A 12,821-nucleotide genomic window follows, 5' to 3' on the forward strand; every position below is an offset into this window, starting at 1 on the left:
CAGTGCAAGATTTTTCCTCCACGCAGCAGCCGATCGCGATCTCCTCGCCGCTGCCGCGCAAGTCCCGCCAGGCCCGCGTGGTCTGGCGCAACAACGTCGTCACGGTGGGCGGCGATGCGCCCGTGCGCGTGCAGTCCATGACCAACACCGACACGGTGGACGCGGTCGAGACGGCCATCCAGGTGCGCCAGCTGGCCCAGGCCGGCTCGGAGATGGTGCGCATCACCGTCAACACGCCCGAGGCCGCGGCCGCCGTGCCCTACATCCGCGAGCAGCTCGACCGCATGGGCGAGTACGTGCCCCTGGTCGGTGACTTCCACTACAACGGCCACCGCCTGCTGACCGATTACCCGGCCTGCGCCGAGGCATTGTCCAAATACCGCATCAACCCCGGCAACGTCGGCAAGGGCGACAAGAAGGACAGGCAGTTCGGCCAGATGATCGAGGCGGCGGCACGGTATGACAAGGCCGTGCGCATCGGCGTCAACTGGGGCTCGCTGGACCAGGAGCTGATGGCACGCCTCATGGACGAGAACTCGCGCCGTGCCCAGCCCTGGGACACGCGCCAGGTCATGTTCGAGGCATTGATCTCCTCGGCCGTCGACTCCGCGCGGCTGGCCGAATCCATGGGCCTGAACGGAGACAACATCATCCTGTCGTGCAAGGTCAGCGGCGTGCAGGACCTGATCTCGGTCTATCGGGCGCTGGCGCAGCGCTGCGACTATGCGCTGCACCTGGGTCTGACCGAGGCCGGCATGGGTACCAAGGGCACGGTGGCCTCGGCCGCCGCGCTGTCGGTACTGCTGCAGGAGGGCATCGGCGACACCATCCGCGTGTCGCTCACGCCCCAGCCCGGCGAGGCGCGGACCCAGGAAGTGGTGGTCGCCTCCGAGATCCTGCAAGCCCTGGGCCTGCGCATCTTCGTGCCCAGCGTCACGGCTTGCCCGGGCTGCGGGCGCACGACCAGCACCACCTTCCAGGAACTGGCCAAGCAGATCGATGACTACCTGCGTGGTCAGATGCCGCTGTGGCGCATGAAGTATCCAGGGGTGGAGGCCATGAAGGTCGCCGTGATGGGATGCATCGTCAACGGCCCTGGCGAGAGCAAGCACGCCAACATCGGCATCAGCCTGCCCGGCACGGGGGAGGCGCCCGCCGCGCCCGTCTACATCGACGGCGAGAAAGCCATGACGCTGCGCGGCGAGCGCATTGCCGAAGAGTTCCAGGTCCTGGTCGAGGACTATGTGGCGCGCACTTATGGCGCCACCGCCGCGTCCGCCTGAGTGGCGGCGCCGGACATTGCAGTTATTGCAAAATAGATAGCGCACCACGCCGTGTTTCAAAGGTTTTCATGCGGTGTGTGCATTGAAAACCTTGAGCAAAAAAGCGTGTCCGGCGCCTGATTCCGAGCATCCATCGAACGAGAAAAACGTGGCCAAACCCGAAAAACTCTCCGCCGTCAAAGGCATGAACGACATTCTTCCCGCCGAGTCCGCCCGCTGGGAATGGCTGGAAGCGCAGGTGCGCGAATTGATGGCGCGCTTTGCCTACCGCAATGTGCGCACGCCCATCGTCGAGCATACGCAGCTGTTCGTGCGCGGCATCGGCGAGGTGACCGACATCGTCGAAAAGGAGATGTACTCCTTCGAGGACCGGCTCAATGGCGAGCACCTGACGCTGCGCCCCGAGGGCACGGCCAGTCTGGTGCGTGCCACCATCGAGAACAATCTGCTGTACGACGGCGGCAAGCGCATGTGGTACATGGGGCCCATGTTCCGCCATGAGCGCCCGCAGCGCGGCCGCTACCGCCAGTTCCACCAGATCGGCGCCGAGGCCCTGGGTTTCGCCGGCCCCGACGTGGATGCCGAGCTCATCATGCTGGCGATTTCCCTGTGGAAGCAGCTGGGCCTGACCCAGTGGCGCCTGGAGATCAACAGCCTGGGCCAGCCCGAGGAGCGCAAGGCCCACCGCGAGGCCCTGATCGCCTACCTGGAGCAGCACCAGGACGTGATGGACGAGGAGGCCAGGCGCCGCATGTACAGCAACCCGCTGCGCGTGCTGGACACCAAGAACCCCGCCATGCAGGAAATGGTCAACGGCGCGCCGCGCCTGCTGGACTTCCTGGGCGAGGCCTCGCTGGCCCACTTCGACGGACTCAAGGCCATCCTGGACGCCAACGGCGTGCCCTGGACCGTGAACCCGCGCCTGGTGCGCGGCCTGGACTACTACAACCTGACGGTGTTCGAGTTCGTCACCGACCTGCTGGGCTCGCAGGGCACGATCTGCGCGGGCGGCCGCTACGACTATCTGATCGAGCAGGTCGGAGGCAAGAGCGCGCCGGCCGTCGGCTGGGCCCTGGGCGTGGAGCGCGTGCTCGAACTCGTCAAGGAACTGGGCACGGACATCCCCGCGCCCACCTTGCATGCCTACGCCATCGTGCCCGATGCATCGGCCATGCCGGTGGCGCTGCGCACGCTGCAACAGCTGCGTGAAGCCGGCGTGCGGGTACAGATGCACGCCGCCGGTGCAGAAGGCATGGGCAGCATGAAGTCCCAGTTCAAGAAGGCCGATGCCAGCGGCGCGCATTTCGCGCTGATCTTCGGGGCCGACGAACTCCAGCAGGGCCTGGTCACCGTCAAGTCGCTGCGCGATGGCGCAGGCCAGCAGGTGCAGCAAGCCCTGGCCGATGCGGCCCAATGGGCCGCCACCCTACAATCGGCGGCCTGATCCGCGCAGGCAGCTTTCCAAGCCACCGCTTCGGCGACCTCCATACATAAAGCGACACAGACGATCCATGGCAAACCATTTCGATCTCGAAGAACAAGAGCAGATAGAGCAGCTCAAGCATTTCTGGAATACCTGGGGCACGCTGATCACCGGCGTGCTGGTGGTGGTGTTTGTCGGCTTTGCCGGCTGGAATGGCTACCAGTACTGGGAAAAGCGCCAGGCCACGCAGGCCGCTGCCCTGTCGCACGCCGTCGATGTGGCGCTTGCAAGCAAGGACTCGGCCCGTGCGGGCCAGGCCTTTGCCGACCTCAAGGATAAATATGCCGGTACCACGCAGGCGGCCCAGGCCGGGCTGCTGCTGGCCAAGGCGGCCGTGGACGAAGGCAGGCTCGATGACGCCAAGGCTGCCCTGGCCTGGGTGGCCGACAAGGGCGACGATGGCTACAAGGCCCTTGCCAAGCTGCGCCTGAGCGCCGTGCTGGAGCAGCAACATCAGTACGACGAAGCGCTCAAGGCGCTGGAAGGCAGCATGCCCGAATCCTTTGCAGGCATCGTGGCCGACCGCCGTGGCGACATCTACGCGGCCCAGGACAAGCGCGCCGAAGCCGTCGAGCAGTACCAGCGCGCCCATGCGGCCATGGAAAAGGGCGTCGACTACGCGCGCCTGATCGAGTTCAAGCTCAACGCCCTGGGCGCTGAGCCCACCGTGCTGGCGCAGGCCAGGACGTCGACCTCGGAGAAGCAACCTTGAAAACTTCGGCTGATCAACTGATTGCGATCGCCCGCCCGCGTGGCGTGGCGCGCTGGATGGCGCTGGGCCTGCTGGCCGGCGCCCTGGGCGGCTGCTCCACGGTGTCCTCGTGGTTCAGCAGCGACACCAAGCCCAAGCCCCAGGAATTGGGCCCCAACCCGGGCCTGCTGGCCGTGCACCAGGCGTGGACGGCCAAGCTGGGCGCGGAAGTGCCGCTGGCCACCGATATCCACGTCCAGGGCGACACGCTGCTGATCGCAGCCAAGGACGGCAGCATCACTGCCCTGGATGCGCGCAACGGCAGCCAGCTGTCTCGCTTCGTGGTCGGCGAGCCGCTGACCGCAGGCGTGGGCGGCGATGCCCAGCGCCAGGCCGTGCTCACGCGCAGCAACCAGGTCATCGTCTTCGAGCAGGGCAGGCAGCTGTGGAAGCAGCCGCTGCCCGCCGCTGCCTATACGCCGCCGCTGGTGGCCGGTGGTCGCGTCTTCGTGCTGGCGGCCGACCGCTCGCTGGCAGCCTTCGATGCCGCCAATGGCCGCAAGCTGTGGACCACCCAGCGTCCTGGCGAGCCGCTGGTGTTGCGCCAGCCCGGCGTGCTGATGGCCGTGGGCAATACCCTGGTGGCCGGCCTGTCGGGTCGCATGGTCGGGATCGACCCCGACACCGGCGCGGTGCGCTGGGAGGCCCCGCTGGCCAGCCCGCGTGGCACGAATGACGTGGAGCGCCTGGTGGACCTCGTGGGCCGGGTCAGCCGTGTCGGCGACAGCGTGTGCGCAAGGGCCTTCCAGGCCAGCGTGGGCTGCGTGGACACCCAGAATGCATCGGTGCGCTGGACCCAGCCATCCAAGGGGGCGGACGGCATCGATGGCGATGCCGATGCCGTTTTCGGCGCTGAAAGCAATGGCACCGTGCAGGCCTGGCGCCGTGGCGATGGCTCGCGCCTGTGGTCCATCGACCAGCTCCAGCACCGACGCCTGACGGCGCCGCTGATGCTGGGCCGTTCGGTGGTTTTCGGTGATGACTATGGCGTGGTGCACCTGCTGTCCAAGACGGATGGACAGGCGCTGGCGCGTCTGAAGACGGACGACTCCGGCCTGGCCTCGGCCCCGGTGGCGGCCGCCAATACGCTGGTGGTGGTGAGCCGCAGCGGAACTGTGTACGGCTTCCGGCCGGATTGATAGGTATTTTCGGGAATGAAGCCAGTTATTGCCCTGGTAGGGCGACCCAATGTGGGCAAATCGACGCTGTTCAATCGGCTGACCAAGTCGAGGGATGCAATCGTCGCGGATTTCGCGGGCCTCACGCGTGACCGCCACTATGGACAGGGCCGCCAGGGCAAGCACGAGTACATCGTGATCGACACTGGCGGTTTCGAGCCTGACGCGTCCAGCGGCATCTTCAAGGAGATGGCGCGCCAGACCCAGCAGGCCGTGGCCGAGGCCGACGTGGTGGTCTTCGTCGTCGATGCGCGCCTGGGCATGTCCGCCCAGGACCATGACATTGCCAAGTATCTGCGCCGTCTGGGCAAGCCTTGCGTGCTCGTGGCCAACAAGGCCGAGGGCATGAAGGAAGGCGTTCAACTGACCGAGTTCTACGAACTGGGCCTGGGTGACGTCCTGCCCGTATCGGCGGCGCACGGGCAAGGGGTGCGCGGCCTGATCGACCTCGCGCTGGGGCAGCTGAATCTGCCCGAGCCCGAGGAGGACGACCCCTTCGCGGATGTGGGCCAGAAACCCATCCGCCTGACCGTCGCCGGGCGTCCCAACGTGGGCAAGTCCACGCTGATCAACACCTGGCTGGGCGAGGAGCGCCTGGTGGCCTTCGACATGCCTGGCACCACGCGCGATGCGATCTCCGTGCCCTTCGAGCGCGCCGGCCAGAAGTTCGAGCTCATCGACACGGCGGGCCTGCGTCGCAAGGGCAGGGTGTTCGAGGCCATCGAGAAGTTCTCCGTGGTCAAGACGCTGCAGGCGATCGAAAGTGCCAACGTGGTGCTGCTGCTCATCGATGCCACGCAGGGCGTGACCGACCAGGATGCGCACATTGCCGGCTACGTGCTCGAAAGCGGCCGCGCCGTGGTGCTGGCCGTGAACAAATGGGATGCGGTCGACGACTACCAGCGCCAGATGCTGGAGCGCTCGATCGAGACGCGTCTGTCCTTTCTCAAGTTCGCGCCGCTGCATTTCATCTCGGCCGAGAAGCGCCAGGGCCTGGGCCCGCTGTGGAACTCCATCATCCAGGCGCACAAGGCCGCGACCTGCAAGATGCCCACGCCGGTGCTCACGCGCCTGCTGATGGAGGCCGTGCAGTTCCAGACACCCAAGAAGGTCGGCATCTACCGTCCCAAGATGCGCTATGCCCACCAGGGTGGCATGAACCCGCCGGTCATCGTCATACATGGCAACTCGCTCGAGCATGTGACGGAGGCCTACAAGCGCTTCCTCGAAGGGCGTTTCCGAAAGGAATTCAATTTGGTCGGCACGCCGTTGCGGATCGAGTTGAAAACCTCTCATAATCCCTTCGCCGACAAGGACAAGTGACAAGCCATGGTGCTTAGGGGAAAACCCTGTGCAGACAAGGGCCCCAAAACACTGTGGTAAGGTGTCGGTTTACAACAACACTCTTCGAACACGGAGAATATCGTGAGCAACAAAGGCCAACTCCTCCAAGACCCGTTCCTGAACGCGCTGCGCCGCGAACATGTGCCGGTGTCCATCTACCTCGTCAACGGCATCAAGCTGCAAGGCCAGATCGAATCCTTCGACCAGTATGTGGTGCTGCTGCGCAACACCGTGACCCAGATGGTGTACAAGCACGCCATCTCCACCATCGTTCCCGGCCGCGCCGTGAACTTCTCCACGGCCGAAGCTGCCGGCAGCGACGCCAGCGCTTGAGCCCGCGGCGCCCCGACGACTCCCCGCACCGCCGGGGAGCTTCCTCACCCTTCGGGAGAGGCTTTTCTTGAGTTCAGAATCCTTTGACCGGACCACGCCAACGCCAGTTCTGCTGGTGGGCGTGGATTTCGGCTTTCCCCATTTCGATGGCGAGCTCGAAGAGCTGGGCCTTCTGGCTGGAACCGCCGGCCTGCGCCCGGTCGCCCGGCTGACCTGCAAGCGCAAGGTGCCCGATGCGGCGCTGTTCGTGGGCAGCGGCAAGGCCGACGAGATCCGCATGCTGGCCCAGATGCATGGCGCCACCGAGGTGCTGTTCGACCAGGCGCTGAGCCCGGCCCAGCAACGCAACCTGGAACGCCATCTGCAGATGCCGGTCAACGACCGCACGCTGCTGATCCTGGAGATCTTCGCGCAGCGCGCGCGCAGCCATGAGGGCAAGCTGCAGGTGGAGTTGGCGCGGCTGCAATACGTGGCCACGCGCCTCGTACGGCGCTGGACCCACCTGGAGAGGCAGATGGGCGGCATCGGCGGACGCGGCGGTCCCGGTGAAAAGCAGATCGAACTGGACCGCCGCATGATCGACGAGTCGATCAAGCGCACCAAGGAGCGGCTGCAGAAAGTCAAGAAGCAGCGCGCCACGCAGCGGCGCCGGCGCGAGCGCCATGGCATCTTCAACGTCTCCCTGGTCGGCTACACCAACGCGGGCAAGTCCACGCTGTTCAACGCGCTGGTCAAGGCGCGCGCCTATGCGGCCGACCAGCTGTTCGCCACGCTGGACACGACCACGCGCCAGCTGTACCTGACCGAGGCCCAGCAATCGGTATCCCTGTCTGATACCGTGGGCTTCATCCGCGACCTGCCGCACGGCCTGGTCGATGCATTCCAGGCCACGCTGCAGGAAGCGATCGATGCCGATCTGCTGCTGCACGTGGTCGATGCCTCCAACCCGAATTTCCCGGAACAAATCCAACAAGTCCAGAAAGTTCTGGCGGAAATCGGTGCGCAGGAGGTGCCTCTGGTGCTGGTCTTCAACAAATTGGATGCCGTGGATCCCGAGCGGCGTCCGGCGCAGTTGCAGGATCAGTACGAGCTCGACGGACTGCCTGTTGCACGGGTGTTCGTCAGTGCCCGCTCCGGTGAAGGGCTGCCGCAGCTGCGGCAGTTGCTGGCCGAGCATGCGTTGCGAGCGGCAGCCGAGCATGCCCAGTCACACCCCGGCGGAGGGCAGGGCGAAGAAGAGGTGGATGGCGCGATGCCCCCTGGGCAGGACGCCGAATACTAGGGGCTAGCGCCCTGATTGGGCAAAATGCCGATTGGGTCCCTGTCTTTACCGAAGAAACCGAGACTTCTCGCATGAATCTTTCACAACGCGCCCATCGCTGGGCGATGCTGCCGCAACGCCTTCGCGGGATGTTCAACCTGAATGATCCGCGCTGGGGACGTGGCGACGACAAGAACGACGATGCTCCTCGCCCCGAGGCGGACCGTCCCGCGCCGCCGCCCCCGCCCGCAGAGCCCAGCCGCGACAACCGGCCTTCGTCGTCCGGCAGCGGGCAGCCGCCGGATCTCGATGAGCTGTGGCGCGACCTCAACCGCAAGCTGTCGGGCCTGTTCGGCGGCAAGCCGGGCGGTGGCCGTGGCCAGCCGCCCATCCGCAATGGCGGCGGCAGCCAGCCGCCGGACATGCGCAGCGCGGGCATGGGCGTGGGCCTGATCGCGGGCATCGCCTTCATCATCTGGATGGGCACCGGCATCTTCATCGTCCAGGAAGGCCAGCAGGCTGTCATCACCCAGTTCGGCAGGTACAAGAGCACCGTGGGCGCCGGCATCAACTGGCGCCTGCCGTACCCGATCCAGCGCCATGAGCTGGTGTTCGTGACGCAGATCCGCTCGGCCGACGTGGGACGCGACAACATCATCAAGAGCACGGGCCTGCGCGAGTCGGCCATGCTCACCGAGGACGAGAACATCGTCGAGATCAAGTTCGCCGTCCAGTATCGCCTGAGCGACGCACGCGCCTGGCTGTTCGAGAGCAAGAACCCGTCCGAGGCCGTGGTCCAGGCTGCCGAGACCGCCGTGCGCGAAGTCGTGGGCAAGATGCGCATGGACACGGCGCTGGCCGAGGAGCGCGACCAGATCGCGCCGCGCGTGCGCGACCTGATGCAGACCATCCTGGACCGCTACAAGGTCGGCGTGGAAGTCGTGGGCATCAATTTGCAGCAAGGCGGCGTGCGTCCGCCCGAGCAGGTGCAGGCGGCCTTCGACGACGTGCTTCGCGCGGGCCAGGAGCGCGAGCGTGCCAAGAACGAGGCCCAGGCCTATGCCAATGACGTGGTGCCGCGCGCGGCCGGTTCGGCAGCGCGCCTGCTGGAGGAGGCCAACGGCTACAAGGCCCGCATCGTCGCCCAGGCTCAGGGTGATGCGCAGCGCTTCAGCTCGGTGTTCGCCGAATACCAGAAGGCGCCTCAGGTCACGCGTGACCGCATGTACCTCGAGACCATGCAGCAGATCTACGGCAACGTGACAAAGGTGATGGTCGAGTCGCGTCAGGGCTCCAACCTGCTGTACCTGCCGCTGGACAAGATCATGCAGAGCGTGAGCGCCAATGTGCCGGCCGCCGACGCCTCGGCCGCCGGCACCCAGGCCCCCGCGCCTGCGGTCATTCCCGGCCTTTCGAACGATGCGCGCAGCCGCGACAGCAGTCGCAGCCGTGACCGCGAAGCACGCTGAGGAGCAGCCCAAGTGAACCGAGTCGGATTTTTCATCACCAGCATTCTTCTGGCGCTTGCGCTGCTCAGCTCCATGCTGTTCGTCGTGGACCAGCGCCAGTTCGGCGTGGTCTATGCCCTGGGACAGATCAAGGAAGTGATCACCGAGCCCGGCCTCAACATCAAGATGCCGCCCCCGTTCCAGAACGTGCGCTACATCGACAAACGCCTGCTGACGCTCGACAGCACCGACACCGAGCCCATGCTCACTGCGGAAAAGCAGCGCGTGGTCATCGACTGGTACGTGCGCTGGCGCATCTCCGATCCATCGGAGTACATCCGCAACGTGGGCCTGGATGAATCGGCTGGTGCCATGCAGCTCAACCGCGTGGTGCGCAACGCCTTCCAGGAGGAGATCAACCGCCGCACCGTGCGCGAGCTGCTGTCCAGCAAGCGCGATGCGCTGATGAACGACGTCAAGCGCGAAGTGCTGGAGACCGTGCGCGGTGCCAAGCCCTGGGGTGTGGATGTGGTCGATGTGCGCATCACGCGCGTGGACTACGCCGAGACCATCACGGAATCGGTCTACCGCCGCATGGAGGCGGAGCGCAAGCGCGTGGCCAACGAACTGCGCTCCACCGGCGCTGCCGAGGGCGAGAAGATCCGCGCCGAGGCCGACCGCCAGCGCGAGATCACGGTTGCCAATGCCTACCGCGATGCGCAGAAGGTCAAGGGCGAGGGCGATGCGGAGGCCGCGCGCATCTATGCCGAAGCCTTCGGCAAGGATGCGCAGTTCGCGCAGTTCTACCGAAGCCTGGAAGCCTACAAGGCCAGCTTTGCCAAGAAGAGCGATGTGCTGGTGCTCGATCCTTCGCAGACCGACTTCTTCAAGGCCTACCGCAACGGCGGCAGCAGCGGCAAGTAGCAGGGCCAACTGGGCCCGGGGCCTGAGCGGCAGCACCGCCTGGCCCGCGCACGGCGCCCCGATCCGGGGCGCCGTTTTTTTTGGGGGCGGCCGCTGGTGGCCGCGGCGCCGGTTCGGAATACCGAACGCGCTTCATGGGGCTTGGGTCACCCCCAATTTGGGTGTGCCCGCAACAGCCGGTAGAATCACGTTTTTAACAGCCTCCCCCTTTTTCCATGTCTGCTTGGGTCCTGCCGGATCACATCGCCGATGTCTTGCCTTCCGAGGCCCGGCACATCGAAGAATTGCGTCGAGGCCTGCTCGATACCGCGCGCGGCTACGGCTATGAACTGGTCATGCCGCCGATGCTGGAATACCTCGAATCCCTGCTCACCGGCACAGGGGAGGCGCTGGACCTGCAGACCTGCAAGCTGATCGACCAGCTCACGGGCCGCACCATGGGCCTGCGTGCCGACACCACACAGCAGGTCGCCCGCATCGACGCCCATCTGCTCAACCGCAAGGGGCTCACGCGCCTGTGCTATTGCGGCCCCGTCGTCCATGCCCGCCCCGACCGTCCCCGCGCCACGCGCGAGCCGCTGCAGTTCGGCGCGGAGATCTATGGCCACCAGGGCATGGAGGCTGATCTGGAGGCGCTGCACCTGGCGCTGGACTGCCTGCGCAGCGCGGGCGTCACGGACATCAACGTGGACCTGGCTGACGTGCGCATCGTGCGCAGCCTGCTGGCCGGTGTCATGGTCGACATGCAGGTGCTGCGCGGCGTGCATGCCGCGCTGGCCGCCAAGGACGCCAGCGAGCTCGATCGCCTGACGCGTGACTTCCCCGCGGCCTCGCGCGAGGGCCTGATGGCCCTGCTGCAGCTGTACGGCGGCATCGACGTGCTGGACCGTGCCGAGCAGCTGCTTGCGCGCACGGCCGGCGTGCGCCCGCTGCTGGATCAGCTGCGCTGGCTGGCCCAGCGCCTGGCCGGCGTTAACGTGAGCTTCGATCTGGCCGATCTGCGCGGCTATGCCTATTACAGCGGCACGCGTTTCGCCATCTTCGTGCCCGGTGCCAGCGATGCACTGGTGCGTGGCGGGCGCTACGACGAGGTGGGTGCGGTCTTCGGCCGCAACCGGCCTGCCGCGGGCTTCAGCCTGGATGTCAAGCAGCTCGTGGCCGTGGTGCCCGAGCGTCCGCTCAAGGCCGCCATCCGCGCGCCCTGGGGCGACGATCCGCAGGTCGCTGCCGCCATCGCGGCATTGCGCCGGCAGGGCGAGACCGTGGTCTGCGTGCTGCCCGGGCATGAGAGTGAAGTGGACGAGTTCCACTGCGACCGTGAGCTCATGCAGATCGCAGGGCGGTGGGCCGTGCAGGCCATCTGACGCATTTGTCAATTTCTTCGGATTTCATCGGATTTGAATATGAAAGCTACCAAAGGTCGCAACGTGGTCGTGGTCGGCACCCAGTGGGGTGACGAAGGCAAGGGCAAGCTGGTGGACTGGCTGACCGAAAGCGCCCAGGGCGTGGTCCGCTTCCAGGGCGGCCACAACGCCGGCCACACGCTGGTCATCAACGGCGTCAAGACGGCCCTGCACCTGATTCCCAGCGGCATCATGCGCCCCGGCGTGAAGTGCTACATCGGCAACGGCGTGGTGCTGTCGGCCGCCAAGCTGTTCGAGGAAATCGAAGGCCTGGAGAAGGCCGGCGTGCAGGTGCGCGACCGCCTGCGCGTGTCCGAGGCCTGCCCGCTGATCCTGCCCTTCCACTCGGCGCTGGACGTGGCGCGCGAGGCCGCGCGCGAGCAGGGCGGCACCGAGAAGATCGGCACCACCGGCCGCGGTATCGGCCCTGCCTACGAAGACAAGATCGCCCGCCGCGCGCTGCGCGTGCAGGACCTCAAGTACCCCGAGCGCTTCGCCGCCAAGCTGCGCGAGCTGCTGGCCCTGCACAACCACATCCTGGTCAACGTGCTGGGTTCGAAGAACTTCACGTTCGGTGATGCGCTCAAGCCCTACATCCAGGAGGGTGAAGTCCAGTTCGACGCCGTGTACGAAGAGGCCATGCGCCATGCCGAACTGCTCAAGCCCATGATGGCCGACGTCTCGCGCGAGCTCAACGCCGTGCACGCCGAAGGCGGCAACCTGCTGTTCGAGGGCGCCCAGGGCACGCTGCTGGATGTGGACCACGGCACCTATCCCTATGTCACCTCGTCCAACTGCGTGGCCGGCAATGCGGCTGCAGGTTCGGGCGTGGGCCCCGGCATGCTGCACTACATCCTGGGCATCACCAAGGCCTACTGCACCCGTGTGGGCGGCGGCCCTTTCCCCACCGAACTGGATTGGGAAAAGGAAGGCACGCCAGGCTGGCACATGAGCACCGTGGGCGCCGAGAAGGGCGTGACCACCGGCCGCTCGCGCCGCTGCGGCTGGTTCGACGCCGCACTGCTCAAGCGCAGCGCCCAGGTCAACGGCCTGTCGGGTCTGTGCATCACCAAGCTGGACGTGCTCGACGGCCTGCAGGAGCTGCAGCTGTGCGTGGGCTACGAGCTGGACGGCGAGAAGATCGACCTGCTGCCCATGGGCGCCGACGAGATCGCGCGCTGCAAGCCCATCTACGAGTCCATCCCCGGCTGGACCGAGTCCACCGTGGGCGTGACCGACTATGACAAGCTGCCGGCCAACGCCCGCCGCTATCTGGAGCGCATCGAGGAGGTGACGGGCGTGCCCATCGCCATGGTGTCCACCAGCCCCGACCGGGACCACACCATCCTGATGCAGAACCCCTACGCCGCCCAGTGATCCGCTGGCGGCCGAACCCCAAGATTGAACCAGGAG

11 protein-coding genes are annotated in these 12,821 nt (G+C 66.2%); all 11 read left to right on the plus strand.

Features of this window, described 5'->3' with window-relative positions:
* Positions 1–2: 2 nt before the first annotated feature.
* The 11 genes from ispG (at position 3) to L1Z78_RS08270 (ending at position 12,785) form a co-directional block, all read left to right on the plus strand.
* Positions 3–1,283 carry a flavodoxin-dependent (E)-4-hydroxy-3-methylbut-2-enyl-diphosphate synthase gene (gene ispG / locus L1Z78_RS08220; RefSeq protein WP_234642119.1) on the plus strand — a complete coding sequence of 427 codons (1,281 nt, stop codon included), beginning with the start codon at positions 3–5 and terminating at the stop codon, positions 1,281–1,283.
* Positions 1,284–1,467: 184 nt separating this feature from the next.
* The gene (gene hisS, locus L1Z78_RS08225; protein ID WP_234642120.1) at positions 1,468–2,727 is read left to right on the plus strand and encodes a histidine--tRNA ligase; all 1,260 of its coding nucleotides are present in this window, start codon (positions 1,468–1,470) and stop codon (positions 2,725–2,727) included.
* 67 nt (positions 2,728–2,794) lie between these two features.
* Complete coding sequence (locus L1Z78_RS08230) at positions 2,795–3,478, plus strand: YfgM family protein (RefSeq protein ID WP_234641044.1); 684 nt, start codon at positions 2,795–2,797, stop codon at positions 3,476–3,478.
* 20 nt (positions 3,479–3,498) lie between these two features.
* Positions 3,499–4,656 (plus strand): outer membrane protein assembly factor BamB, encoded by a 1,158-nt coding sequence (gene bamB, locus L1Z78_RS08235; protein WP_234642121.1) that lies wholly within the window; start codon positions 3,499–3,501, stop codon positions 4,654–4,656.
* A 15-nt stretch (positions 4,657–4,671) separates the two neighbouring features.
* On the plus strand, positions 4,672–6,018 hold the full coding sequence (gene der / locus L1Z78_RS08240; RefSeq protein ID WP_234641045.1) for a ribosome biogenesis GTPase Der: 1,347 nt from the start codon (positions 4,672–4,674) through the stop codon (positions 6,016–6,018).
* Between the two features lie 102 nt (positions 6,019–6,120).
* On the plus strand, positions 6,121–6,372 hold the full coding sequence (hfq, locus tag L1Z78_RS08245) for an RNA chaperone Hfq (protein WP_012206813.1): 252 nt from the start codon (positions 6,121–6,123) through the stop codon (positions 6,370–6,372).
* Positions 6,373–6,439: 67 nt separating this feature from the next.
* Complete coding sequence (gene hflX, locus L1Z78_RS08250) at positions 6,440–7,654, plus strand: GTPase HflX (protein WP_234641046.1); 1,215 nt, start codon at positions 6,440–6,442, stop codon at positions 7,652–7,654.
* A gap of 71 nt (positions 7,655–7,725) precedes the next feature.
* On the plus strand, positions 7,726–9,102 hold the full coding sequence (hflK, locus tag L1Z78_RS08255; protein WP_234641047.1) for an FtsH protease activity modulator HflK: 1,377 nt from the start codon (positions 7,726–7,728) through the stop codon (positions 9,100–9,102).
* Positions 9,103–9,114: 12 nt separating this feature from the next.
* The gene (gene hflC / locus L1Z78_RS08260) at positions 9,115–10,005 is read left to right on the plus strand and encodes a protease modulator HflC (protein ID WP_234641048.1); all 891 of its coding nucleotides are present in this window, start codon (positions 9,115–9,117) and stop codon (positions 10,003–10,005) included.
* Positions 10,006–10,220: 215 nt separating this feature from the next.
* The gene (locus tag L1Z78_RS08265; RefSeq protein ID WP_234641049.1) at positions 10,221–11,369 is read left to right on the plus strand and encodes an ATP phosphoribosyltransferase regulatory subunit; all 1,149 of its coding nucleotides are present in this window, start codon (positions 10,221–10,223) and stop codon (positions 11,367–11,369) included.
* Positions 11,370–11,408: 39 nt separating this feature from the next.
* The gene (locus L1Z78_RS08270; protein ID WP_234641050.1) at positions 11,409–12,785 is read left to right on the plus strand and encodes an adenylosuccinate synthase; all 1,377 of its coding nucleotides are present in this window, start codon (positions 11,409–11,411) and stop codon (positions 12,783–12,785) included.
* The last annotated feature ends 36 nt before the right edge of the window (positions 12,786–12,821 follow it).

Origin of the sequence: Delftia tsuruhatensis (assembly GCF_903815225.1) — a bacterium.
Classification (GTDB): domain Bacteria; phylum Pseudomonadota; class Gammaproteobacteria; order Burkholderiales; family Burkholderiaceae_C; genus Comamonas; species Comamonas tsuruhatensis_A.

Excerpts from the sequence above, each read along its gene's own strand:
- der (WP_234641045.1), top strand. The coding sequence starts at position 4,672 with ATGAAGCCAGTTATTGCCCTGGTAGGGCGACCCAATGTGGGCAAATCG.
- L1Z78_RS08270 (WP_234641050.1), top strand. The coding sequence starts at position 11,409 with ATGAAAGCTACCAAAGGTCGCAACGTGGTCGTGGTCGGCACCCAGTGG.
- hisS (WP_234642120.1), top strand. The coding sequence starts at position 1,468 with ATGAACGACATTCTTCCCGCCGAGTCCGCCCGCTGGGAATGGCTGGAA.
- L1Z78_RS08230 (WP_234641044.1), top strand. The coding sequence starts at position 2,795 with ATGGCAAACCATTTCGATCTCGAAGAACAAGAGCAGATAGAGCAGCTC.
- hflK (WP_234641047.1), top strand. The coding sequence starts at position 7,726 with ATGAATCTTTCACAACGCGCCCATCGCTGGGCGATGCTGCCGCAACGC.
- L1Z78_RS08265 (WP_234641049.1), top strand. The coding sequence starts at position 10,221 with ATGTCTGCTTGGGTCCTGCCGGATCACATCGCCGATGTCTTGCCTTCC.